At 45.4% G+C, this 23275-nt stretch carries 23 protein-coding genes; 8 read left to right on the forward strand and 15 right to left on the reverse strand.

Translation table 11 applies throughout. The annotated features are described in order from the left end of the window. Positions 1 to 4: 4 nt before the first annotated feature. The 3 genes from ilvD to ilvG are packed head-to-tail and all read right to left on the reverse strand — an operon-like array spanning position 5 to position 3845. Complete coding sequence (gene ilvD / locus ACRQQK_RS09320) at positions 5 to 1846, reverse strand: dihydroxy-acid dehydratase (protein WP_457511136.1); 1842 nt, start codon at positions 1844 to 1846, stop codon at positions 5 to 7. A gap of 55 nt (positions 1847 to 1901) precedes the next feature. Further along, positions 1902 to 2186 (reverse strand): acetolactate synthase 2 small subunit, encoded by a 285-nt coding sequence (ilvM, locus tag ACRQQK_RS09325; protein ID WP_042489461.1) that lies wholly within the window; start codon positions 2184 to 2186, stop codon positions 1902 to 1904. Positions 2187 to 2198: 12 nt separating this feature from the next. Next, positions 2199 to 3845, reverse strand: a complete 1647-nt coding sequence (ilvG, locus tag ACRQQK_RS09330; protein ID WP_042489459.1) for an acetolactate synthase 2 catalytic subunit — start codon at positions 3843 to 3845, stop codon at positions 2199 to 2201. A 629-nt stretch (positions 3846 to 4474) separates the two neighbouring features. Between ilvG and ACRQQK_RS09335 the strand changes: the two genes are divergently transcribed. Both ACRQQK_RS09335 and ACRQQK_RS09340 read left to right on the forward strand, forming a co-directional pair. Further along, complete coding sequence (locus ACRQQK_RS09335; protein ID WP_457511137.1) at positions 4475 to 6001, forward strand: YifB family Mg chelatase-like AAA ATPase; 1527 nt, start codon at positions 4475 to 4477, stop codon at positions 5999 to 6001. 140 nt (positions 6002 to 6141) lie between these two features. After that, positions 6142 to 7020, forward strand: coding sequence for an acyltransferase (locus ACRQQK_RS09340; RefSeq protein ID WP_457511138.1), 879 nt, complete (start codon positions 6142 to 6144; stop codon positions 7018 to 7020). Positions 7021 to 7060: 40 nt separating this feature from the next. Here ACRQQK_RS09340 and ACRQQK_RS09345 read toward each other — a convergent pair whose 3' ends face one another. The 5 genes from ACRQQK_RS09345 to ACRQQK_RS09365 form a co-directional block, all read right to left on the reverse strand. Beyond that, complete coding sequence (locus ACRQQK_RS09345) at positions 7061 to 7663, reverse strand: thiol:disulfide interchange protein DsbA/DsbL (RefSeq protein ID WP_457511139.1); 603 nt, start codon at positions 7661 to 7663, stop codon at positions 7061 to 7063. Positions 7664 to 7697: 34 nt separating this feature from the next. Continuing rightward, positions 7698 to 8684: a serine/threonine protein kinase gene (locus tag ACRQQK_RS09350; RefSeq protein WP_457511140.1), complete on the reverse strand. Its 987-nt coding sequence runs from the start codon at positions 8682 to 8684 to the stop codon at positions 7698 to 7700. A gap of 51 nt (positions 8685 to 8735) precedes the next feature. Next, positions 8736 to 10160 carry a cytochrome c oxidase accessory protein CcoG gene (gene ccoG / locus ACRQQK_RS09355; protein ID WP_457511160.1) on the reverse strand — a complete coding sequence of 475 codons (1425 nt, stop codon included), beginning with the start codon at positions 10158 to 10160 and terminating at the stop codon, positions 8736 to 8738. 282 nt (positions 10161 to 10442) lie between these two features. Continuing rightward, positions 10443 to 10712 carry a YihD family protein gene (locus ACRQQK_RS09360; RefSeq protein ID WP_102964100.1) on the reverse strand — a complete coding sequence of 90 codons (270 nt, stop codon included), beginning with the start codon at positions 10710 to 10712 and terminating at the stop codon, positions 10443 to 10445. Positions 10713 to 10829: 117 nt separating this feature from the next. Next, a complete protein-coding gene (locus ACRQQK_RS09365) occupies positions 10830 to 10997 on the reverse strand; it encodes a hypothetical protein (RefSeq protein WP_102955528.1) in 168 nt (55 codons plus the stop codon). A gap of 313 nt (positions 10998 to 11310) precedes the next feature. On the opposite strand from ACRQQK_RS09365, the gene ACRQQK_RS09370 reads away from it, so the two are divergent. Both ACRQQK_RS09370 and trhA read left to right on the forward strand, forming a co-directional pair. Then, on the forward strand, positions 11311 to 12102 hold the full coding sequence (locus ACRQQK_RS09370; RefSeq protein ID WP_457511141.1) for a sporulation protein: 792 nt from the start codon (positions 11311 to 11313) through the stop codon (positions 12100 to 12102). Positions 12103 to 12192: 90 nt separating this feature from the next. Continuing rightward, positions 12193 to 12837 carry a PAQR family membrane homeostasis protein TrhA gene (gene trhA, locus ACRQQK_RS09375; protein ID WP_457511142.1) on the forward strand — a complete coding sequence of 215 codons (645 nt, stop codon included), beginning with the start codon at positions 12193 to 12195 and terminating at the stop codon, positions 12835 to 12837. Here trhA and ACRQQK_RS09380 read toward each other — a convergent pair. From ACRQQK_RS09380 to def, 6 genes are all read right to left on the reverse strand, one after another. Then, positions 12834 to 13385 (reverse strand): DUF3157 family protein, encoded by a 552-nt coding sequence (locus tag ACRQQK_RS09380; protein ID WP_457511143.1) that lies wholly within the window; start codon positions 13383 to 13385, stop codon positions 12834 to 12836. The genes trhA and ACRQQK_RS09380 overlap by 4 nt on opposite strands. 2 nt (positions 13386 to 13387) lie before the next feature. Then, positions 13388 to 14833 carry a TrkH family potassium uptake protein gene (locus ACRQQK_RS09385; protein ID WP_457511144.1) on the reverse strand — a complete coding sequence of 482 codons (1446 nt, stop codon included), beginning with the start codon at positions 14831 to 14833 and terminating at the stop codon, positions 13388 to 13390. Between the two features lie 15 nt (positions 14834 to 14848). After that, the gene (gene trkA / locus ACRQQK_RS09390; protein WP_457511145.1) at positions 14849 to 16225 is read right to left on the reverse strand and encodes a Trk system potassium transporter TrkA; all 1377 of its coding nucleotides are present in this window, start codon (positions 16223 to 16225) and stop codon (positions 14849 to 14851) included. Between the two features lie 62 nt (positions 16226 to 16287). Continuing rightward, on the reverse strand, positions 16288 to 17568 hold the full coding sequence (gene rsmB, locus ACRQQK_RS09395) for a 16S rRNA (cytosine(967)-C(5))-methyltransferase RsmB (protein ID WP_457511161.1): 1281 nt from the start codon (positions 17566 to 17568) through the stop codon (positions 16288 to 16290). A gap of 121 nt (positions 17569 to 17689) precedes the next feature. Next, positions 17690 to 18637: a methionyl-tRNA formyltransferase gene (gene fmt, locus ACRQQK_RS09400; RefSeq protein WP_457511146.1), complete on the reverse strand. Its 948-nt coding sequence runs from the start codon at positions 18635 to 18637 to the stop codon at positions 17690 to 17692. A gap of 16 nt (positions 18638 to 18653) precedes the next feature. Then, positions 18654 to 19166, reverse strand: a complete 513-nt coding sequence (gene def / locus ACRQQK_RS09405; RefSeq protein WP_457511147.1) for a peptide deformylase — start codon at positions 19164 to 19166, stop codon at positions 18654 to 18656. Between the two features lie 138 nt (positions 19167 to 19304). Between def and ACRQQK_RS09410 the strand changes: the two genes are divergently transcribed. Genes ACRQQK_RS09410 through ACRQQK_RS09425 form a run of 4 tightly spaced genes read left to right on the forward strand, consistent with a single transcriptional unit; the run spans position 19305 to position 22591 of the window. Then, a complete protein-coding gene (locus ACRQQK_RS09410; RefSeq protein ID WP_457511148.1) occupies positions 19305 to 20402 on the forward strand; it encodes a LysM peptidoglycan-binding domain-containing protein in 1098 nt (365 codons plus the stop codon). Between the two features lie 12 nt (positions 20403 to 20414). Continuing rightward, the gene (gene dprA, locus ACRQQK_RS09415; RefSeq protein WP_457511149.1) at positions 20415 to 21530 is read left to right on the forward strand and encodes a DNA-processing protein DprA; all 1116 of its coding nucleotides are present in this window, start codon (positions 20415 to 20417) and stop codon (positions 21528 to 21530) included. A 2-nt stretch (positions 21531 to 21532) separates the two neighbouring features. Beyond that, positions 21533 to 22009, forward strand: coding sequence for a DUF494 family protein (locus ACRQQK_RS09420; RefSeq protein ID WP_042489417.1), 477 nt, complete (start codon positions 21533 to 21535; stop codon positions 22007 to 22009). A 15-nt stretch (positions 22010 to 22024) separates the two neighbouring features. After that, positions 22025 to 22591: a DNA topoisomerase family protein gene (locus tag ACRQQK_RS09425; protein WP_457511150.1), complete on the forward strand. Its 567-nt coding sequence runs from the start codon at positions 22025 to 22027 to the stop codon at positions 22589 to 22591. A 28-nt stretch (positions 22592 to 22619) separates the two neighbouring features. Here the strand turns inward: ACRQQK_RS09425 and ACRQQK_RS09430 are convergent, their stop codons facing one another. Then, positions 22620 to 23270: a lysophospholipid acyltransferase family protein gene (locus ACRQQK_RS09430; RefSeq protein WP_457511151.1), complete on the reverse strand. Its 651-nt coding sequence runs from the start codon at positions 23268 to 23270 to the stop codon at positions 22620 to 22622. Positions 23271 to 23275: the final 5 nt, after the last annotated feature.

The raw sequence follows: 23275 nt of genomic DNA on the forward strand, positions 1-23275 counted from the left end.
AAATCTAGCCCTCTAGCTTAGATTTATCTCGCACCGCACCTTTGTCAGCACTGGTTGCCATGCTGGCATAAGCTTTTAGTGCAAAAGAAACTTCACGTTGACGATCAACCGGTTTCCAACCTAGCTTCTCTTGTTCAGCACGGCGCTCAGCAAGCTCCTGCTCTGATACTTGTAGAGAAATAGTACGGTTTGGAATATCGATAGAGATAGTGTCGCCCGCTTTCACTAGACCAATCGTGCCACCATTCGCCGCTTCAGGAGAAACGTGACCAATCGACAGACCAGAAGTACCGCCAGAGAAGCGACCATCAGTTAATAGTGCACACTCTTTTCCTAGACCCATAGATTTTAGGTAAGTGGTTGGGTAAAGCATCTCTTGCATGCCCGGACCACCTTTAGGGCCTTCGTAACGGATAACGACTACGTCACCAGATTTCACTTTACCGCCAAGAATGCCTTCAACCGCATCTTCTTGGCTTTCAAATACCACTGCTGGGCCTTCGAACTTGAGGATACTTTCATCCACACCTGCAGTTTTAACGATACAGCCATCCAATGCGATGTTACCGCTAAGTACAGCTAGGCCACCATCTTGACTGAAAGCGTATTGTTTCTCACGGATACAACCTTCTTTACGGTCAACATCCAGCGTGTCCCAACGGCAGTTTTGAGAAAAGGCTTTAGTGGTACGGATACCTGCAGGGCCTGCGCGGAAAAAGTCTTTTACCGCGTCCGAGCTGGTTTGCATCACATCGTATTGGCTAAGCTGCTCTTCCATCGTTAAACCTAGCACCGTGTTGGTTTTACTATGTAGCAAGCCTGCACGGTTGAGTTCACCCAAAATACCCATTACACCACCAGCGCGGTGTACGTCTTCCATGTGATATTTCTGAGTTGATGGTGCCACTTTACACAGATGTGGAATTAAGCGAGACATGCGGTCGATATCAGTCATATCGAAATCCACTTCGCCTTCTTGAGCCGCAGCAAGCAAGTGAAGAACCGTATTGGTTGAACCACCCATTGCGATATCTAACGCCATTGCGTTTTCGAACGCATTTTTGTTTGCGATATTGCGTGGCAGTGCGGTTACATCATCTTGCTCATAGTAACGTTTTGTCAGTTCAACGATACGACGGCCAGCATTGATAAACAGCTCTTTACGGTCAGCATGTGTTGCCAGCATAGAGCCGTTACCCGGTTGAGAAAGGCCGAGTGCTTCTGTCAGACAGTTCATAGAGTTTGCAGTGAACATGCCAGAACATGAACCACAAGTTGGACATGCAGAGCGTTCTATCTGCTCACTTTGCGCGTCAGAGACTTTAGGGTCAGCACCTTGCATCATGGCATCAACAAGATCTAGCTTGATGATTTGGTCAGAGAGCTTGGTTTTACCCGCTTCCATTGGACCACCAGAAACAAAGATCACCGGAATATTCAGGCGCATTGACGCCATTAGCATCCCCGGAGTGATTTTGTCACAGTTAGAAATACACACCATTGCATCTGCACAGTGTGCATTCACCATGTACTCTACTGAGTCTGCGATAAGTTCACGAGATGGCAATGAGTAAAGCATACCGCCGTGGCCCATTGCGATACCATCATCAACCGCGATGGTATTGAATTCTTTTGCGATGCCGCCTGCGGCTTCAATTTCTGCGGCAACTAGCTGACCTAAATCTTTTAGGTGAACGTGACCCGGAACGAACTGAGTGAATGAGTTGACGACAGCGATAATCGGTTTACCGAAATCTTCTTCTTTGACGCCAGTGGCACGCCATAGTGCGCGTGCTCCAGCCATATTGCGTCCATGTGTTGTGGTGGCCGAACGGTATTTAGGCATGTTGTGTTTCCTTACCTTATTTCTTTATAAATTAGTGGCTTTAAGAACTAATGCTTTAAGCGCAAATTTGTTGTTGTAAATTGTTATTTGGCAGCTCGTCGTTTCTGATGTTGGTCACATCAACAGTGCGAACATCCCATAATTTTTCAATCTGGTTGGTCAAAGTTGTGATTGGTCTGTCGCTGTCGACAATAATCTCTACACTTGCAACCTTGCTTTCATGGTTTTGAGTTGCCGCTACTTGTCTAATGATAAAACCGCGGTGGCGAATAACACGCAGAACACGCTCAAGTAGTACTGGTTTATCGTCTGCTTTGATGTCTAACAGATATCTTTGCATGGTGAGCCTCTCTTAAGTGTTCTCTAGCATGTCATTGTTGGATGCGCCCGGTGGTACCAGCGGCCATACGTTTTCTTCTTCATCAATTAAGACATGAAGCAGATAAGCGGTTTTGCTTTCAAGCATCTCTTTTAATGCGGGTTCAACTTCTTCTTTCTTAGTGATGGTTTTGCCCGGAATATCGAATGCCTTTGCCAGCATGACGAAATCTGGGTTGTCATCTAGGATAGTTTCACTGTGGCGACCATCGAAGAATAGTGATTGCCACTGACGAACCATACCTAAGCGTTGGTTGTTCAATAGAACCATCTTCACTGGAATTTTACGGCGTTTCAGAGTGCCAAGTTCTTGGACGTTCATCATGAATGAACCGTCTCCAGATACCAGAATCGATTGGTCTTCTGGACGAGCGACAGCTGCGCCCATTGCAGCAGGTAAACCAAAGCCCATCGTGCCTAAACCCGCTGACGAGATGAAGTTTTGTGGCATACGCGGTTGGATATGCTGTGCGGCCCACATTTGGTGTTGGCCTACGTCGGTAGAGACAATCGAGCTATCGGGCATCATGTCAGACAGTTGCTTCAATAGCAGTGGTGCATAAATAAGATCGCCCGGATGGTCATAGCGCCATTTAAAGCCACTGCGCAAGCTTTCACTGTGGTGAACCCAAGGAGCAATGTCGTGGCTCAGTTCTAACTGAGGCAAGATACTGTTGATGTCACCACGCAGTGCAGCATTCGCTTTACGTAGTTTGTTGAATTCTGCTGCATCAATATCAATGTGAATGACTTTTGCGTGTGGAGCAAAGGTATCCAGCTTTCCGGTTACACGGTCATCAAAACGAGCACCCACAACGATCAATAAATCGCTTTCCTGAACGACTAGGTTAGCGGCTTTGGTACCGTGCATACCCAACATACCAAGGTAGTGTGGGTCGTGGCGCTCGATGGTTCCCAAACCTTTCAGTGTGCTCACTGAAGGCATTGGGTTCAAACGTAAGAAGTTGCGCACGCAGTCGGTCGCATGAGCCAGTTGAACTCCTCCGCCAACATACAAAACAGGACGTTTGCTTTCAGTCATCAACTGTTGAGCTTTCACTAGCTGCTGAGGGTCAACTTGAGGGATTGCTGGTGGAGTAAAACTTGGTAGTGATGTCACCGGTGCTTGACCAAGTTGCACATCTTTAGCGATATCAACGATAACAGGACCTGGGCGGCCAGTTTTAGCAACTTCAAATGCTTCTGCAAGCGTTGGAGCCAGTTCATTAATATCGGTAACGAGGTAGCTGTGCTTGGTACAGGAGAGGGACATACCTATCACATCCATTTCTTGGAAAGCGTCAGTACCAATGTGAGAGCTGGCGACCTGACCTGTGATAGCAACGAGTGGAACGGAATCTAGAAAGGCATCGGCAAGGCCGGTTACAAGGTTAGTGGCTCCAGGGCCTGATGTTGCCATACATACTGCTACGTCTTGAGTTGCTCTGGCCATACCGATGGCAGCCATTGCAGCACCTTGTTCGTGGCGACACAGTATGTGTTCTACTCCGCCATCATACAAAGCATCATAGATGGGCATGATAGCGCCACCCGGATAACCAAAAACGGTCTTGATACCCTGCTGTTTTAAAGCGGCTACGACTAGTTGCGCTCCCGTCATCGTATGCCTCCGTTATTGCGATTTGAATCGCTGTGATTGTTTGTTGTGTTGTGTTTGCACGTCATGTGCGCTCCCATTCTTCCTGACATATCCGACTAGGTATTAATCAGTATGTGCTTTTTATTTATCCCCTTCCTACTTGAAGCTGCAGCGGTGTTGTCTGCGTTCATTCACCCCAATCACATAGTTATATATGCTCATGGGGATTCACTCACTTGCCGCCTACCTGCAACTTCAAGTAGTTTGGGTATAGTCTTATTGTTTTTGTTTCAGCACAAAGGCTGTAAAAAAGCCCCCGGACTTTTCAGTGCGGGGGCTTTTTGAATCTTGGCAATTATTTTACGCCTGCAATTCCCCGCGCGGTCTTAATAATGACCACGATAATCAGGGTAATCAGAGAGTTAAAGCGGGCGTTCAAATTCATTCTTTGCTCTAAAAAATCGTTTTAATAGTATGCGCAATTGTTTGCGTCTCTAGTGGTAACACACATCTCCGTTACATGACAAGCAAAAACTCATTCTTTTTTCACATTCTCGTTTTGTGTTGCCACGATATATAACAATTGCCTCTAGCTGATTGGAGACTCGATTGGCTGCTGAGTGATTGTTAATCAAAGAATAAGGGAAAAAATGGGACTCGCGATTATTCATAGCCGGGCAAGTGTAGGTGTGGAAGCACCGTCAGTAACAGTGGAAGTTCATATTAGTAACGGTATGCCGGGGTTCACGCTAGTAGGGTTGCCGGAAACCACGGTGAAGGAATCAAGGGACAGAGTACGCAGTGCCATCATCAATTCTCAGTTTGTGTTTCCTGCAAAAAAAATCACCGTTAACTTAGCTCCGGCTGATCTTCCCAAGGAAGGAGGAAGGTTTGATTTGCCTATTGCGTTAGGTATCTTGGCGGCTTCGAACCAAATTTCGCAAACCAGTTTGAATAAACACGAATTTATCGGTGAACTTGCTCTGTCAGGTGAGCTTCGTCGCGTGAAAGGAGTGCTACCAGCAGCGTTAGCGGCGTCTAAAAAGAGTCGTTGCTTGGTTGTTCCGCATTGGAATGGCGATCAGGCTGCTCTCGTAGACAGAAAGCTACATAAATCAGCGCAAACTTTACTGGAAGTGTGTGCAGACCTTTGTGGGCAGAAAACACTGAGCTTGTTTGAGAGTTCAAGTATAGCGCCAAGTGTACACACTCAAAGAGACTTGCAAGATATTATCGGGCAACAACAGGGAAAACGAGCTTTAGAAATTGCAGCGGCGGGTAACCATAACCTGCTGTTCTTGGGGCCTCCCGGAACAGGTAAAACCATGCTGGCTTCGCGCTTGTGTGACTTACTGCCGCCAATGACTGACGTTGAGGCAATGGAAACCGCCTCTGTCGCTTCCCTCACTCAGCAAGAGATCAATATTCACAACTGGAAGCAAAGACCGTTTCGCTCGCCTCATCACTCCAGCTCGATGGCGGCGTTAGTGGGCGGAGGTTCGATTCCTCGTCCAGGGGAAATTTCTCTCGCTCACAATGGATTGCTGTTTCTCGACGAGATGCCCGAGTTTGAACGAAAAGTCTTAGATTCATTACGTGAACCTTTGGAATCTGGTGAAATCATTATTTCTCGCGTGCAAGGTAAGACCCGCTTCCCTGCTCGTTTTCAACTTGTGGGTGCTTTAAACCCAAGTCCTACTGGGTATCACGAAGGTGAACGGGCTAGAGTTAATCCACAGGTGATCTTGCGTTATTTGAGCCGCCTGTCAGGCCCATTGCTCGACAGGTTTGATATGTCAATAGAGATACCGGCGTTACCCAAAGGCACTCTGTCTAATGGTGGCGACAGGGGAGAGCCTACTGCGATTGTCAAAGAGCGGGTGCTGCAAGCGCGCGAAAAAATGTTAGAGCGAAGCGGAAAAGTGAATGCCTTGCTGCAGAGCCGAGAGATAGAGCAAGTTTGCCCTTTAACTAAGCCGGATGCGGAGTTTCTAGAAAATGCACTGCACCGTTTGGGGCTATCCGTTAGGGCGTACCATCGCATCATCAAAGTCGCGCGTACGATTGCTGATTTGCAGGGTGAGGAGCAGATAAATCGTTCTCATCTTGCGGAAGCTCTAGGTTACCGAGCAATGGACAGGTTACTCAAACAACTTACTTCTCACTCGATTGGTTAACAGAGGTGGGTGATTGGTCGGAGCTAATTAATAAGTTCTGTTTATGAGTACTCTGACCATTGCTGAACGATATTTTAAAAAACGAACAAACTTGTATAATTGTGCGCTTATTTTTTGTTCATTGAATTGAAGGCCCTGCCTTGTCTTATTTTCTGCTCATTATCAATGCATTATTGGTTATCGTTAATACGGCGATAAGCTCTCTGATTATCTGTGCAATTGCTGTCATTAAAGTGCTGCTGCCAACCCCGAAACTGAAAGCGCGAGCCACTCAGATGGCAGATAAAGCGATGTGGATATGGGCAACGGTAAACGTAGGGTTACTATCACTTTCTAATCCTGTGCAGTGGGATATTGAAGGGGGAGAAGACTTAAAGAAAGATGGCTGGTACTTGCTAATCAGCAATCATTTGAGCTGGACGGATATTGTAGTGCTGTGCTCGGTATTTAAGGATCGTATACCTATGCCGAAGTTTTTCTTAAAGTATCAGCTCTTGTATGTGCCTTTTGTTGGAATGGGTTGTTGGGCGCTTGATATGCCTTTTATGCGTCGTTATTCCCGTGAATATTTGCTTCGTCATCCGGAAAAACGTGGTCAGGACTTACAAACCACTCGCCGCTCATGTGAGAAGTTTAAGTTCCATCCGACCACAGTGGTTAACTATGTTGAAGGTACGCGTTTTGATTCTCGCAAACAGCAAGCGGTACGTTCTTCCTATCAACACCTTCTACCGCCGAAATCCGGTGGTATGGCTTATACCTTAGCGGCGATGGGTGAGCAGTTTGAAAACATTATAGATGTCACTCTGGCGTATCCAGACAATTTAGAAAAACCATTCCGAGACATGTTGATGGGGCGTATGAAAAGAGTTGTCGTGCGCATTCGAGTATTGCCTGTTGATGAGAATGTCTCTGGCGATTATTTCAATGACAAACCGTACAAACGTCAGTTTCAGCAGTGGCTGGGGGACGTGTGGCAAGATAAAGACGAGATGTTGGAAGAGATTTATAAATCTTAATCAAAAAGAAAAAGGGAGCTTGTGCTCCCTTTTGTTTGTGTTATTTCTTGTTGACTAAGAAGTTCACCAACTCGAAGTATTCATCCAATGTTTTGATACCTTGAGCCTGAACTAAGTAGTGGTTGTTGACCACAACGGCAGGAACACCGCTTAGGCCAGCTTCTTGGAACTGTTTGTCAAAACGACGAACCATAGAATCTACCGCAAAGCCGTTAAATGCAGCGTCGAACTTGCCGCCATCAATACCTTCATCAGTAAAGATCTGACGAAGCTCTTTATCGTCTTTTGGTGGCTTACGCAAGTTGTGAATACGGTTGAACATGACTGGAATCATTTTATCTTCAACGCCTAGTGCAATCATAGTCGCGTAAGCTTTGCTCATTGATTTACCCATGTTACCGCCCATGAAAGATACGTGGTTCTTTTGTAGTTTCACGCCTTCTGGCAGCTTATCTTTAAGCTGAGCAATGATTGGTTCAAACTGATTACAGTGCGGGCAGTAAAACGAGAAATACTCAACTACGCTAGGTTTTGAAGAAGGTGTTAGATCGAGCTCTTTGTAGTGCACTCCTTCCTGAAAGTCTGTTGCATAAGCCGAAAGACTGAACATCAGGGTTGCAACCAGTGCAAACAATTTTTTCATTACGGACTCCATTTTTCCTTTTAAAGGCAATAAATTACCATTGTGGCATCAGTGAGAGCGCTGGCTCGTCTAATGCTGAGATTTGTTCTTTGAATGACAGCACCTGGCTTTCCCAATATTTAGGGTCGTTGAACCAAGGAAAGGCGATTGGGAATGCTGGGTCATCCCAACGTTTTGCCAACCAAGCCATGTAGTGCACCATTCGTAGACCACGAAGTGGCTCAATTAGTTTCAATTCCGAGACATTAAAATCGCAAAACTCTTGGTAGCCTTCAAGCAAAATATCCAGTTGAACGAGCTTATCTTGTCTTTCACCGTTGAGTAACATCCACAGATCTTGCACGGCAGGGCCATTACGAGCGTCATCGAGATCGACAAACATAGGGCCGTCGCGCCATAAAATATTACCGGGGTGACAATCACCATGGAGGCGAATGTTTACATGTTTACTTGACCATTGCTGCTCAATTCTTTTGATCAGCAAGTCTAAGTCATTAAAGAACACGTTCTCTAAATGCATTGGAATACACTGAGAGTTTTGTAGCAGCTCTCGTGGCTGGTATAGGTATTCTTCCAAGCTCACCGTTGGTCGATGTTGGAAAGTTTTTTCAGTGCCGATTTTATGAATTCGTCCTAAAAATCGTCCCACCCATTCCAGTTGTTCTTCGTTATCGACTTCAAATTGACGACCACCGACACTATTGAACAATGCAAAATCGTAGCCTTGATAATGATGAAGGTTAGCGCCGTTGATCATTAGTGGTGGGACTAGCGGGATCTCCGCTTCTGCTAATTCGAGTGCAAATTCATGTTCTTCGCGAATTTGGTCAGCTGTCCAGCGTTCTGGGCGATAGAACTTTACGACGAAGCGTCGTTTGTCTTCATCCACAAACTGATACACACGGTTTTCATAGCTATTAAGAGCAAGAAAGCCGGATTCTGCACGAATACCGATACTCTCTAGTGCGTACCACATGAGATCGGGGGTTAATGCGTCAAAGTGAAACGTTGCTTGAGTCATTGATTAAAAAGGGCTCATTACTGAGCCCTTTTCCTTTGATAATGATGAAGTTTACAGCTTCTTAATGAAGCGGCTTTCAACTTCCATCGTGAATTGGTTGGTATCGTCGCTGAGTATAAACTGAATTGTCGCAACAGGAGAACTTAAGCTATCCGGTTTGACACCTAAACTCATTGGTAGGTTGACCACTTCGCCCGGTTTCACCTGTACCGTTTGTTTACCATACCAAGTCACATCCGAGAGGCCAGAGACATCAAGTTTATAGTCTTGAGTTTGCTGAGTCTTGTTGATGACTTTCAGCGTGTAGGTGTTTTCTACTTCACCTGAGCTGTTGGTTCTAAATAACTGGTTACGATCGCGAATCACGCTTAGTCCAGCAGGGTCGACCGCGGCGATTTGAGCAACAAACAAACCGCACATAATCAGCAGTACCGCGCCATAGCCAATCAGTTTTGGACGCATGACTTTGGTGTGTTTACCGGATAAACGATGCTCAGTGGTGTAGCTAATCAAACCTTTCTCATAGCCCATACGTTCCATCGTAGTATCACAAGCGTCGATACAGGCACCACAGTTGATACACTCATACTGCAAGCCGTCACGAATATCGATACCAGTAGGGCACACCTGAACACACAAGTCACAGTCAATACAGTCACCCAAACCTAGTGCTTTAGGATCGGCTTTGCGGGAACGGGGTCCACGTTGTTCTCCGCGAGCGGTGTTGTAGCCAACAATGAAGGTATCTTTATCAAACATAGCTGATTGGAAACGAGCATAAGGACACATGTGAATACACATGATTGAACGCATCCAACCGGCATTTCCATAAGTACAGATGGCAAAGAACAGTACCCAAAACACTGGCCAAAACGTCGCATTTAGGGTGAAAAAGTCGATAACTAGGTCGCGAATAGGCACGAAATAGCCGACAAAAGTGAAACCCGTGACTAACGCAATCGCAAACCAAGCAATATGCTTGAGGGTTTTACGCATCGCCAGTTTAGCCGTCATTTTGCCTTCATCTTGCTTACGGCGTTTGTTGGCGCTGCCCTCAAGCTTTTCTTCAAACCATATGTACATAAAGGTCCATACAGTTTGTGGACAGAGATAGCCACACCATACTCGTCCCAAGAATGTGGTGAGGAAGAACAGTCCAAATGCGGCAATCATAAACAGGAGTGCAAGTAAGGTTAAATCTTGCGGATAAAGTGTGGTGCCGAAAAAGTTGAACTGTTGGTTACCCATATCCAATAGAATAGCTTGGCGATCGCCGTAAGAGAACCAAGGAACCAATCCAAAAAGTAGCAATAAGAACCAGCCACCATAGCGACGCAGTTTCTGGTAAGTCCCTTTACTTTCTCGAACGTAAATTCCTTTACTCGGATTAAATCTGTCTCCTTCCTGACCTTTATGGGTTTTGGGATTAAAGACTTTGGGAGTCACATCTTTAATGTCTATTTTGTCCTGACTCATGGAATCTTCCTTTGGGCTTTGTGGTGCCGTTTCAAAAGTGGCGGCACTCTCTGACATTGCTTTCCCCTTCAGCACAGTGTGAGAAGGATGAGTATTGTTTTAATAAGTGGGCGATTATAACGCCATCAACATTTTTATTTCTTTAAGGCAATCAATCTTTAACAACAAAATGCGTATTTCTTTTCAGTTCTCAATACAAATCCGTTATCAACACAAACTCGTCGCTAAAAAGGTGATGACAAAAAAAGAGCGACATAAAAGTCGCTCTGTTCGATGGGAGCCTTAATCTTTGATAACACCACGAGCACGAAGCAGCGCGGTTTTAAAATCATCTTCGTAATCTTTCTTTAGCCCTGGAATTACTTCATCTTTTGAGCTGTTACGCATTTTAAGGTGATAGATGAGAACATCGTCAGTGAGTTCTTCCAACTGACCTTTGTAACCCGCTTCGCCTGCTAATTTCACGATGAACTGGAGCAAGTTACATTCAGAATCTTTTTGCCATTCAGGCTCAAGTAACTCAAGTAACTCTTCAATACGGTGACACTTCATAGCTTTCTCCACAGTCTTTTAATGGTTTTAAGCTAAAGGTACCAAATGTAGGAAAAAGTAGAAAAGAAAAAAGCGCAGATTACTATTTGTAAGCAAATAGCTCTGCGCTTTTCTATATTAAGCAGCCTGTTCGACTTTTGTTTCTGGCGATGCAGTCAGTGCATTGGTCTCAACAAGAGTTTTTGCAGGTGCAAGCTTTTTCGCAACCGGCGCAGCAACGAAGCCACTACGACGACGCATTGCACTGCGGTTTGTGTGCGAAAACCTGACAGTTGTTGGGCGCATTCATTTACCTAACAGTCAGGCATATCCATTGCCGATGTAATGGACCTAGGCAACTATGAGCTGCTCTTCTGGCACCGAGGTGTTTGAAGGATGGCTCCTTCTGGCAATCGCCAATCCACTTAAATTGTCTAGGAATAACGATATAAATCATATCGAAGTTAGATTAGCACCAAGTTTTCAATTGGTCGATAGTTAACCAGTTAATATGTTAAAAAAATGAATTGGTTGTGTGAGAGCTGTAATTGAGTTTTTTTATTCATACGTTTTACTATGGAATACGCTTTACTATGAATAGCGATAGAAGGAGGTGTGTATGTCGTTTATCAGGAAAACCCTCGCAAGTTTTGGAATAGGTTCCGCAAAGGTGGATTCCGTTCTGCAACAAGAAGTGCTTTATCCCGGTCAATCAGTGAAATTTACCGTTCACGTTTATGGCGGTTCTAGTGCGCAGGATATTGATAATATTGAATTAAAATTGTGCTGTCGCTATGTAGAAGAAGTCTTGGAAGACAGGTCCAAACAGCATGGTTCGCGTAAGCGTAAAGTTCATCAAACTCACGTTCTAGCGGATTGGTCGTTGCCGTATTCATTTACTATTCAGCCGGGCGAGACGCGTGATTTTGATGTTGAGATGGATGTGCCTTGGAACACCCCAGTGACTATTGGCGATGCAAAAGTTTGGTTGGAGACTGGTCTCGATATTGCGATGGCGCTTGATCCGACCGATAAAGATATTTTAACTGTTCGGCCAGATCCTCTGATGGATGGCATTTTTTCTGAACTGGAAGAGCAGGGGTTACGCTTACGTCAGGTTGAATGTGAAGCTGCAAAAGGCTTTGAGTTACCATTTGTGCAAGAGTTCGAGTTTGTTCCGACCACCGGGCCTTTTCATGGACGCTGGCGTGAGTTGGAAATTGTCGCTTATCGCGACAAGGACTCTTTGCAAATGTGGTTTGAAATTGATCGCTACCAAAGAGGGGCGACTGGCATGTTAGCGAGTCTTTTGGGTTTAGGTGAACTAAAACGTCAAATGACGATTACGAGCGGTGAATCACCACAATCTGCTGGGACAAGAGTGCTTGAATATCTGGATTCTCACTCATAGTTGCTTAACTAAAAATTAACATTTCTAGCTTACAGTTGTAAGCTGAATATGTCATAATCTGCTTACTGTCCTGTTCTATGTGGGTGTGGTATGTCGGTGAGTGAATACAGTGTGAAAGAAGAAATAGCCAATGCGATTAGCCATGGCATTGGTTTGATATTGGGTATTGTTGGCTTGGTTTTATTGCTGGTAAAAGCGATAAACCATAGTGCAGATGCCCTGACTATTGCCAGCATGAGTGTATATGGTGGCAGTATGATCGCACTGTTTCTTGCTTCGACGCTTTACCACGCAGTTCCTCATCAAAGAGCGAAACATTGGTTAAAAATCTTCGACCACTGTGCCATTTACTTATTGATCGCGGGTAGCTATACCCCTTTCCTGCTCGTAGGCTTGCGCACTCCGCTTGCTTTTGGTTTGATGATTGTGATCTGGTCGATTGCTCTGTTGGGCATTGTCATGAAAGTTGCTTTTGTGTATCGATTTAAGCGTTTTTCACTATTCTCGTATCTCGCAATGGGGTGGTTATCTCTGGTGGTGATTTACCAGCTCGCTTTGAATCTGGATGTGGGCGGTTTAACACTATTGGCGGCGGGTGGTGTGGTTTATTCACTGGGGGTGATTTTCTACGTAGCGAAGCGCATCCCTTATAACCATGCTATTTGGCACGGATTTGTTCTTGCGGGTTGCGCTTGTCACTTCTTGGCGATCTATCTGTATGTAAATCCGATTTAGCGGGTTTCTAGGTTTGAAACCGTCGCAATAAGCTGATAGCTCTCTGCTTTTGGCACTTCAATTTCTATCACTTTGCCTTCTGCGGCTGTCTTTGGTCGCAGATAGGTTTCCGCCAGACGCTTTATCGATTGCCAAACCGTCGTTTCTTGCTCAGCGAGCTTTTTCCCCTGGCTGTCCAAAAGCTCTATCTTGAGTTGAACATTGATCACCGATAGCGAACTTTGATTGGTGATAGCGGTTGGTAAAACGACCTTGCCATTTTGATAACTTGCGGTACCAATAACAATATCCACTCCTGAGTCAGACAGTTGCAAACTTGGTTTGCCGCTTTCAAGTACGAGCGTTGTCCCGCGTTGTGAAGAGATAATGGGTGCAGCTACAGCAAGGGCTGTTGCTTGATGAGTGTTTTCAGGCTGAACATATTGCCAAGTAAAATCATCATTGAGCTGAACTTTACGTCCATCCTGTAGTTCGATGACTTGGCTAGCCGCTGCATTCGCAGTGATGGCAATCAAAGCGATTGCCAATGTGTTCGGAATATATTTCATGACTAGCGTCTCCAGAACGCTGGGAAGAATAACACCAGTATCGTCAAAATCTCTAAACGCCCCATCAACATGCCAAAACTCAACACCCATTTTGCTGCATCCGGCAGTGGAGCAAAGTTACCTGTTGGACCAATGACTGTGCCCATTCCCGGTCCGACGTTTGCTACTGCGGTGATCGACCCTGAAATACTGGTCACTGGGTCCAGTCCCATAGCGGATAAACAACCTGCAATTAAAATGATGGTGATGGCGAAGGTCAGACCGAAAGCAACCACTGAGCGGACAATATCTTCATTCACAGGGCGTTGGTTATAACGCTGAACGAAAACGCCATTAGGGTGAATCAGTCTCATCATCTGGTTTTTGAGTAAGGCAAAGCAAATTTGGAAACGGAAGATTTTAATACCACCCGCTGTTGAACCTGAACAGGCTCCCACCATCATAATAAAACCAAATAGTGTGGTTGGAAGTGCGCCCCAAGCCGTGAAGTCATCAAGCCCGTAACCTGTGGTGGTGACTACGGAAACAATGTTGAACATTGATACGCGTAGGGCGTCCAGTACGGAGTAGCCATTATTAAGGGTGAGCCATGCTGCAACCACTAGGCTTGCAACAATGAACAGCAGGAAGAACCCTTGTACCTGTGCATCCTTTAACAGCACCATAGGGCTACGTTTTCTCAACGTAGCCACAAACAGCAGGAATGGCAATCCACCAAGGAACATAAACAGTGTCGCAATCCAATGAGCACCGTTAGAGAAGTGATTCATTGAGCTGTCAGAAGTTGAGTAACCACCAGTGGACAGCGTGGTGAACGCATGGTTAATGGCATCAAATAAGCCCATTCCAGTCAGCATGTAGCCCATAATACACAGTAGGGTCAGCACTAAGTACACCACAACTATGTTCTTCGCGACCGTTTTGGCTCGTGGGCTGCTTTTATCAGACCAGTCAGAAGATTCGGTTTGGAACAGCTTCATACCACCGACGTTGAGCATTGGTAGAACCGCTACCGCCATTACGATAAAGCCCACACCACCGAGCCATTGCAAAATCGAACGCCATAACAGGATGCTTAGCGCCATATCATCAAGCCCACTCAACACGGTTGAACCTGTCGTCGTCAAGCCAGACATGGTTTCAAAGTAGGCATCGGTAAAGCTGATGTGGTTGATAAAGACAAAAGGCAGTGCTGCGAACGCACTGGCAACCGTCCACACTAAACTGGTGATAAGGAACATGTCCCGCACACTGAGACGAAAATCGGATGTCCGGCCTATGGTCAAACAAATGAAAGCCACAATGTGCGTGATGATGACGGCTTGTGCGAAATCGAGGAATCCGCCTGTACCCGTTATGAATGCGACTATGGTTGGCACATACATAAACAGGGCTAGTTTTGAGAGAACTAACCCAACGACAAACAAAATGGGACGTAAATTCAGCATAGTGACGCCGGCAGCCTATAAGAAGAAAGGACTTGGCTGGAACAAAGCTTCGACATCCGGCACGTATTTCTTATTTACAAGGAACATAACGACGTGGTCATCCTGCTCAATAACCGTGCGGTCATGGGCTATCAAAACTTCTTCACCACGCACAATAGCACCAATGGTGGTACCCGGCGGAAGCTTAATATCACCCACTGCACGGCCAACAACTTTCGAGGTCGTTTCATCACCATGAGCAATGGCTTCAATTGCTTCTGCTGCACCGCGACGTAGCGAGGATACGTTAACAATATCGGCACGACGAACGTGAGTAAGTAGCGCTGAAATGGTCGCTTGTTGCGGCGAAATCGCCACATCAATTACACCACCCTGAACCAGATCGACGTATGCGCCACGCTGGATTAGTACCATTACCTTTTTCGCACCAAGGCGTTTTGCCAGCATGGCTGACATGATGTTGGTTTCATCTTCGTTGGTTAAGGCAATGAACACGTCAACTTGGTCAATGTTCTCTTCGGTCAGTAGTTCTTGGTCTGCGGCGTCGCCACAGAAAACAATACTGTTCTCTAGCTCTTCTGAAAGTTGTTCTGCGCGGTTGTAGTTACGTTCAATCAGCTTAACGCTATAAGTGTGCTCAAGACGTTTTGCTAGGCTAGAACCTATGTTACCGCCACCAACAATCATAATTCGGCGATAAGGTTTTTCTAAACGCTGTAACTCACTCATAATTGAGCGAATATGGTTACTAGCGGCAACGAAGAACACTTCGTCATCCGCCTCAATAATAGTTGTGCCTTGAGGGCGGATAGGACGACCTTGACGGAAGATAGCTGCTACACGGGTATCGATGTGAGGCATGTGCTCGCGTAGTGCTGATAGCGCATTACCCACAAGTGGACCACCGTAATAGGCTTTTACCGCTACTAAGCTGACTTTCTCGTCTGCAAAGCTAACCACTTGTAGAGCGCCCGGATATTGAACTAAGCGTTCGATGTAGCTTGTCACCAGTTCTTCAGGTGCGATTAGGTGATCGACGGGTACCGCGCCTGACTGGAACAACGCTTCTTTTTCAGCAAGATATTGAGGTGAACGAATACGGGCAATTCGGTTCGGGGTGTTAAACAGAGTAAAAGCGACTTGGCAGGCTGCCATATTGGTTTCATCGGTATTGGTTACCGCAACCAGCATGTCTGCATCTTGTGCGCCCGCTTCTCTCAGTACGTCAGGGTGACTGGCATGGCCATTCACAACGCGTAAATCATATTTATCTTGCAGTTCTCTGAGGCGGTCACCGTTTTTATCAACAACAGTAATATCGTTGTTTTCACCCACTAAGTTTTCGGCGAGTGTGCCGCCCACTTGTCCCGCACCAAGAATGATGATTTTCATACCTGTTCTCTTATTCTCTACTAATATCAAAGGCAGCCTGAGGCTGCCTTTGATTCAATAACTTACGCGTTTTTAACCATAACAGCGTAGTAGAAGCCATCCATATCTTGCTCACCAGGAAGAATTTGACGACCTGGTTGCTCTGGATCTGAACCCATCAGTTGCGCGTCAGCTGTACGCGCTAAAAAGTCTTGAACCTGCAGGACGTTTTCCTGAGGGGTAATCGAGCATGTTGCGTAAACTAACGTACCACCAGGTTTCAATTGTTGCCACATTACCTGCAATATTTCACGTTGTAGCTCAGCTAATGCATCAATATCGTTCGCGCGGCGTAGCCATTTGATGTCCGGATGACGACGAATGACACCTGTCGCAGAACATGGCGCATCGAGCAAAATACGATCAAATTGTCCGCCTTGCCACCACTGTTGCGGATAACGTGCATCACCACAAATAACATCGGCCTTCAGATTTAAACGTTCTAGGTTATCGTGCACTCGATTCAGTCGTGTCGCATCGCTATCAAGTGCAACCACTTCTGTATCTTCTGTATGTTCCAGAATATGCGCAGTTTTACCACCCGGCGCCGCACAACAGTCTAGGATCAGCTCACCTTCTTTTGGCTGAAGGTAATCAATCGCCAACTGAGCCGCTGCATCTTGCACCGAGACCCAACCTTTTTCAAAGCCCGGAAGCAAGGTGACATCACACGGTGTGGTCAGTTTGATCGCATCTGCCGCTTCTGGGTGAAGAGTGTATTCAATCTCCGCCTCGTCCAGAAGGATTTGGTATTCATCGCGAGTATGATGCTGGCGGTTCACACGCAACCACATTGGTGCTTTTCTGTTGTTCGCCTCTACGATTGCTTCCCATTGCTCAGGGTAGCTCTCTTGCAGCATTTTAAGAATCCAGTTTGGGTGACCATATTTACCCGCGTTGTGACTAACGGCGAATTGGTCCAGCTCTTCTTGGTTGCGAAGATAATTACGCAATACAGCGTTAATTAGTCCACTCAGGTTTTCACCACGCAGAGTTTTTGTGCCTTCAACAGTATCAGCAACTGCAGCGTGAGAAGGAATACGCATGAAACTTAATTGATACAGCCCGACCAGAATCAGGTGGTGAAAAACGCGCTTTTTACCCTTGAGAGGATTCTCCATCAGTTCATTGGCAATAGATTCTAAACGAGGAAGATAACGTAGAGCGCCGTAGCAAACCTCTTGCAATAGAGCATGATCTCTCGGGCGAATGGTTTTTTGAGCTGCTGGAAGAGCGTGAGAAAGTGAATGACCTTTGTCGACCACTTGGAAAAGGACGTTAGCAGCTGCTGCGCGAACATTCATGGTGAAACCCTTAAAATTCAATAGGGACATCTCTGCCCCTGTGATTAATGTACTTTGCCCATCCTGTGTAATATCAGGTATGGGTTATATCTCCACCCATCGATAAGGTGGTTAAAACTGGTTAGCTCAGTTGTGTGCCAACTTCAAACCAGCTTGCACGTGCATTAAGGATGTCTTGCACAGGCATTGCTTTTTTACCCGGAACTTGAAGCTGTTCTAGCACCAATACACCCTTGCCTGTTGCCAAATAAATACCGGTTTTATCGGCTTGTATTATGGTACCTGCAGGTTGGTCTGAGCTTTGATCCACAACACGGCTTTGCCAAACTTTGATGCTATTTTCTGCAACCTCAAAGTGACTCATTGGCCATGGGTTAAATGCACGGACGCATCGTTCGATGTGTGCTGCATCATCACTCCAGTTGATACGAGCTTCTTCTTTGCTCAGTTTCTTGGCGTAATTGGCAAGCTCATCGTCTTGTTTTTCTGTTTTCGCATTGCCGTTCGCAATATCGACTAAACATTCAACCAAAGCTTGTGGGCCTAGATCTGCAAGTTTCTCGTACATGGATGCGCTGGTATCTGTTGTTTCGATTGGCAGCGTAGCAATTTTCAGCATATCACCCGTATCTAAACCGATGTCCATTTGCATGATGGTTACACCCGTTTCCGCATCACCCGCCCAGATAGAGCGCTGAATCGGAGCGGCACCACGCCAGCGTGGCAGGATTGAACCATGCACATTGATACAACCCAGTTTTGGTATATCTAAAACCGCTTGCGGTAATAGTAGGCCGTAAGCAACCACGACCATTAAATCAGCATTTAGATCAGCCAACTCTTGTTTGGCTTCATCTGATTTAAAGTTCTCAGGTTGATAAACAGGAATATCATGCTCAAGCGCTAGAGTTTTTACTGGGCTGGCAGTCAGTTTTTTACCTCGGCCCGCAGGACGGTCCGGCTGAGTATAAACTGCAATAACTTCGTGCTCCGAAGACAACAACGCCGCCAAGTGACGGGCGGCGAAATCCGGAGTACCTGCAAAGACAATACGTAATGATTGGCTCAAGGTAACCTCTCTATTTTTATTGATTCTTATCGTTGAAGCGTTTGATTTTCTCTAGCTTCTCTTTGATGCGCTTACGTTTTAGCGGTGAAAGATAATCAACAAATAGTTTGCCTTCTAAGTGGTCTAATTCGTGTTGTACACAAATCGCCAGAAGGTCATCTGCTTCAAAAGTATATTCATCACCATCACGGTTAAGAGCTTTAACCGTGACTTCAGCAGCACGTGGCACAAGAGCACGAGCACCAGGGACAGATAGACAGCCCTCTTCAATACCATCTTCGCCGCGCTTCTCAATAATTTCTGGGTTAATCAATACCATTGGTTGATCACGGCTGTCAGAAATATCAATCACCACGATGCGTTGGTGAATGTCGACTTGCGTCGCAGCTAAACCAATACCTTCTTCGTCGTACATGGTTTCAATCATGTTATCTACGATGGTTTGGATCTCTGGTGTGACTTTTTCAACCGGCTTGGCAACGGTGCGAAGACGGTCATCTGGGAATGTTAATACTTGTAATACAGACATATACACTCGAAATATTGAACTAGGCCGAAACAGGATAAAGCTTGTTGGCTCAATTCTAGACATTTTATGAGTCAAATGACAGCATCCTGCGTGATTTATCAAAATCATTCTCATTCATTTAACGCAGGATATAAGGTCATGACTCGATTGAAAGGTTATTTTCTCCTAGTGTTCATTGCGCTAAATGGCTTTTCGTTGAAGTCTTTCGCCCAACAACCTACCCAATTTACGCTTAAGCAAGGGGCGCCGACGACTTACACGGTCGTGAAAGGAGATACCTTGTGGGATATATCGGCCATGTACTTAAACAACCCTTGGTTGTGGCCGCAGCTGTGGGACATCAACTCTGATATTGAAAACCCACATTTAATTTATCCCGGTGATCAGCTCTATTTAGTCTGGAACAACGGTAAGCCTCAGCTGAAGTTCAAACCTAAAGTCACCCTAAGCCCTAAAGTTCGTAAAGTGAAAAAGCAACCGGTGCCGATTGTGGAACAAGGTTTAGTGATGCCTTATTTGCAGACTGACCGATTGATAAACAAAGAGGTTTTGGCGACCAGCAGTAAAGTATTAGGTGATAGTGAAGGACATCAGTACATCACCCAACAAGATGTACTCTATTTTACAGGGCATCATACTCAGGCCCAGTGGGGTGTTTATCGTCCCGCCAGTGAGTTTGAGCGAGACAAAGAAGTATTGGTCGCATTACGCCTAATCGCGACGGGCGAACTTGTCCGATCCGACGAAACGATTTCAACATTGCGTATTAAAGAGCAATCTCAAGAAGTGGTGCAAAACGATATCGTTTTACCCCTAGTCGATATCGAAAGCTTGAAACTGACCACCACATTTTTCCCCCATCCAGCTCCGGAAAGTGCCAATGCCCGTATATTGGGAGCGCTGGAAGGCAGTCAGTATTATGCCCAAGGGCAGGTTGTTGTTTTGAACCAAGGTGGTGAAGATGGCTTAAAACAAGGCTGTATGTTCGAAGTTTATAACACCGGCAGCCATGTTTTTGGTTCTCAAGGTCAGTTTAGCTATGAAAAGAAATGGTTTGATAAAGGGATGCCACTGCCAAGTAATAAAGTCGGCGAGTTAATGGTCATTCGTCCGTATGACAAATTCAGCTTAGCGTTAATCACCCGCAGTCAAACGGCATTTAATCAAGATGTTATGGCCTTGTCTCCGCTCGCGGCTAATCCCGCTCAGCCTCTATCTTCTGATACTGACGATTAAATAGAGCCTGTCATGAATGAAAGGGAAATATCGGCATGGTTGGCGCTAAGCTTTACGCCAAAACTGAGCAAAAAGTCTGTAAAACAGTTATTGAGCCGAGATTCCCTCTCCAACCTTTTTAGCTATTCAGCCAGCCAATGGCAGTCGGCGGGGTTGGCTTGTGATCAGATTCACTATTTGATGCATGATGCTGTGCGAGAGGTGGAAGAATCTCTCGAGTGGTTAAAGGCACAAGCCGGAAGGCATATCATCACGCCATTTTGTGATTCGTATCCTGCTCTACTGCAACAAATCTCCTCAAAACCAGATGTTCTGTTTGTTGAAGGACAACTGGAAACATTGAATCAACCACAAATCGCTATTGTTGGTAGTCGTAACGCCAGTATTGATAGTCAGAAGATTGCCCATCAGTTTGCTGGGCAGCTAGTTGAACAAGAGTTGGTAGTCACCAGTGGTTTAGCCTTGGGGGTTGATGGCTACGCACATGATGGCGCTTTGAAAGCCGATGGAAAAACGATCGCAGTTTTAGGTTCTGGGCTAGCGTCTATCTATCCTTCAAGACATAAAAATCTCGCCGCTCGGATTATTGAAAACGGTGCTTTAGTTTCAGAATTCCGCCCTCATGCGAAACCTCGCCCAACCCATTTTCCTCGGCGCAACCGAATTATCAGTGGCTTATCTATGGGCGTACTGGTCGTTGAGGCGGCGGAAAAAAGCGGCTCTTTGATTACTGCTCGCTATGCAACTGAACAAAACCGAGAGGTTTTTGTGGTACCGGGATCTATTCTTAACCCCAATTGTTTTGGTAGTAATCGCTTAATTCAGCAGGGCGCATGCTTAGTCCAGAATGTACAACAAATTGTTGATGAACTTGAATCTATGCTGGATTTCAATCGCTTACAGCCTCAGCAATGTCAGCATACACTTTTTTTACCCTTAATTAGCGAAGATGAATTGCCATTTCCCGAGCTGTTAGCTAACGTAGGAGAAGAAGCTATACCAGTTGATATTCTTGCAAGCAGGACCCATATACCTGTCCAAGAAGTCATGATGCAGCTCTTGGAGCTTGAGCTTTCAGGGCATGTTGTTGCAGTTTCCGGTGGCTATATTCGTAAGGGGAGGGGCTAGCTATGATGATGGATATTCTGATGTATCTGTTTGAAACTTATATCCATAGCGATGCAGAGTTGCAAGTGGATCAAGACGAGCTTGAAGATGAATTGCTTCGAGCAGGGTTTCACCAAAAAGATATCTACAAAGCCCTAAACTGGTTAGAAGAGCTAGCGGCATTGCAACAAACGGATGCACAGTCGGCGATTTCAACCAGTGCGGCAACATCTATGCGTATTTTTACAGCGCAAGAGATGGAGCGTCTAGACTTAGAATCTCGTGGTTTCATCCTATTTTTAGAGCAAATTAAGGTATTAACACCTGAAACTCGTGAAATGGTGATCGACCGAGTGATGGGACTAGAGACCAATGAATTAGAGTTGGATGACCTGAAGTGGATCATTCTAATGGTGCTGTTCAATGTTCCCGGGAATGAGAACGCTTATACGCTTATGGAAGAGCTCTTGTACAGCAAAGAGCAAGGTATTCTTCATTAAGCTAATAGACGTATTATGAGCGGTAAAATTGATAGCGAGCTATTTTCAGCTCATGAGCATGCGCTGAACGAACCTTGTCCGAAGTGTGGCGGAGCTTTACAGCTTCGCCATGGTAAACACGGCCCGTTTCTCGGCTGTACTCAATATCCTAATTGCGACTACATAAAACCACTGCACCAGAATGACGGACACATAGTGAAAGAACTTGGTGTGCCTTGTCCTGAATGTGGGAGTGAGTTGGTATTGCGCCAAGGGCGTTATGGCATGTTTATCGGCTGTAGTGCTTATCCTAAATGTCACCATATCGAATCGCAAGATAATCCAGTAGATGAAACCAAGCCAAGCAAGCTACATGCTTGTCCGGAGTGCGGTAAAGGGCATCTTGCCGAGCGTAAAACGCGTTTCGGTAAAACGTTTTATGCTTGTGATACTTACCCTAAGTGCAAATTTGCTGTTAACTTACCTCCAGTAGCTGGTAAGTGTGAGAAATGTGGTTTCTCATTACTGGTTGAGAAGAAGCTCGCTAGTGGAACCAAATATCAATGTGCGGATCGCAAGTGTGGGCATATTCAGGAAAGCTGATTGATTTTTTCAGTTTTGGATTTCCGAATTATTCATCATTAATATTACTTGTTACAATACATTGCTTCGCTAGTTCAACATATGTCTGTTGCATGATTTTAGTGAAGTCATTCGCATTCGAAAATTTTTCTATAGGCTCTCCTATTACTACATCACAGTTAAAAGGTACAAACATGGCTGTACCTTTTGGCAATGCTCTTCCTAACCCTCTCATCACTATAGGAACAACCGGACAGTGCGGGCGTTTTTCTACTAAATGGTAGATCCCTTTTTTTAGTTCACTCATTACTTCTGGCTTTCCTCTGCTTCCTTCAGGAAAAATGATCAGAGTGCATCCATCATCTAAAGCTTTGTGGCATTCATCGAAAATACTATTCCGCTCATGGGATGAGGGGGCTCGGGAAATTGGAATAATCCCCAATACATTAAGAGAAAGCCATGTGGTCAATTTATTTTTTAGAAAGTAATCAGCAGCAGCAACAGGTCTTACTTTATGTACAAGGTTAATCGGGAATAGCGCTAGAAGAACAAGGGTATCCAGATGACTATTGTGATTGGCTGCAACCACAGCAGGACCTTTTAAAGGCAGGTTTTTAGGGGTGATAATATTTAACCCTAATCCAATAAACACCAGAGGCTTAACTATTAATAGAACAAATATTGTTTTAAGGATTGGCATATCTT

This window comes from Vibrio sp. C8 (assembly GCF_054051265.1).

Excerpts from the sequence above, each read along its gene's own strand:
- ACRQQK_RS09385 (WP_457511144.1), bottom strand. The coding sequence starts at position 14,833 with ATGCTGAATTTACGTCCCATTTTGTTTGTCGTTGGGTTAGTTCTCTCA.
- ACRQQK_RS09410 (WP_457511148.1), top strand. The coding sequence starts at position 19,305 with ATGACTCGATTGAAAGGTTATTTTCTCCTAGTGTTCATTGCGCTAAAT.
- ACRQQK_RS09335 (WP_457511137.1), top strand. The coding sequence starts at position 4,475 with ATGGGACTCGCGATTATTCATAGCCGGGCAAGTGTAGGTGTGGAAGCA.
- ACRQQK_RS09365 (WP_102955528.1), bottom strand. The coding sequence starts at position 10,997 with ATGCGCCCAACAACTGTCAGGTTTTCGCACACAAACCGCAGTGCAATG.
- ccoG (WP_457511160.1), bottom strand. The coding sequence starts at position 10,160 with ATGAGTCAGGACAAAATAGACATTAAAGATGTGACTCCCAAAGTCTTT.
- ACRQQK_RS09420 (WP_042489417.1), top strand. The coding sequence starts at position 21,533 with ATGATGATGGATATTCTGATGTATCTGTTTGAAACTTATATCCATAGC.
- rsmB (WP_457511161.1), bottom strand. The coding sequence starts at position 17,568 with ATGAATGTTCGCGCAGCAGCTGCTAACGTCCTTTTCCAAGTGGTCGAC.
- ilvD (WP_457511136.1), bottom strand. The coding sequence starts at position 1,846 with ATGCCTAAATACCGTTCGGCCACCACAACACATGGACGCAATATGGCT.
- ACRQQK_RS09380 (WP_457511143.1), bottom strand. The coding sequence starts at position 13,385 with ATGAAATATATTCCGAACACATTGGCAATCGCTTTGATTGCCATCACT.
- trkA (WP_457511145.1), bottom strand. The coding sequence starts at position 16,225 with ATGAAAATCATCATTCTTGGTGCGGGACAAGTGGGCGGCACACTCGCC.
- dprA (WP_457511149.1), top strand. The coding sequence starts at position 20,415 with ATGAATGAAAGGGAAATATCGGCATGGTTGGCGCTAAGCTTTACGCCA.
- ACRQQK_RS09370 (WP_457511141.1), top strand. The coding sequence starts at position 11,311 with ATGTCGTTTATCAGGAAAACCCTCGCAAGTTTTGGAATAGGTTCCGCA.
- ACRQQK_RS09425 (WP_457511150.1), top strand. The coding sequence starts at position 22,025 with ATGAGCGGTAAAATTGATAGCGAGCTATTTTCAGCTCATGAGCATGCG.
- def (WP_457511147.1), bottom strand. The coding sequence starts at position 19,166 with ATGTCTGTATTACAAGTATTAACATTCCCAGATGACCGTCTTCGCACC.
- ACRQQK_RS09350 (WP_457511140.1), bottom strand. The coding sequence starts at position 8,684 with ATGACTCAAGCAACGTTTCACTTTGACGCATTAACCCCCGATCTCATG.
- ACRQQK_RS09430 (WP_457511151.1), bottom strand. The coding sequence starts at position 23,270 with ATGCCAATCCTTAAAACAATATTTGTTCTATTAATAGTTAAGCCTCTG.
- ACRQQK_RS09345 (WP_457511139.1), bottom strand. The coding sequence starts at position 7,663 with ATGAAAAAATTGTTTGCACTGGTTGCAACCCTGATGTTCAGTCTTTCG.
- ACRQQK_RS09360 (WP_102964100.1), bottom strand. The coding sequence starts at position 10,712 with ATGAAGTGTCACCGTATTGAAGAGTTACTTGAGTTACTTGAGCCTGAA.
- ilvM (WP_042489461.1), bottom strand. The coding sequence starts at position 2,186 with ATGCAAAGATATCTGTTAGACATCAAAGCAGACGATAAACCAGTACTA.
- trhA (WP_457511142.1), top strand. The coding sequence starts at position 12,193 with ATGTCGGTGAGTGAATACAGTGTGAAAGAAGAAATAGCCAATGCGATT.
- ilvG (WP_042489459.1), bottom strand. The coding sequence starts at position 3,845 with ATGACGGGAGCGCAACTAGTCGTAGCCGCTTTAAAACAGCAGGGTATC.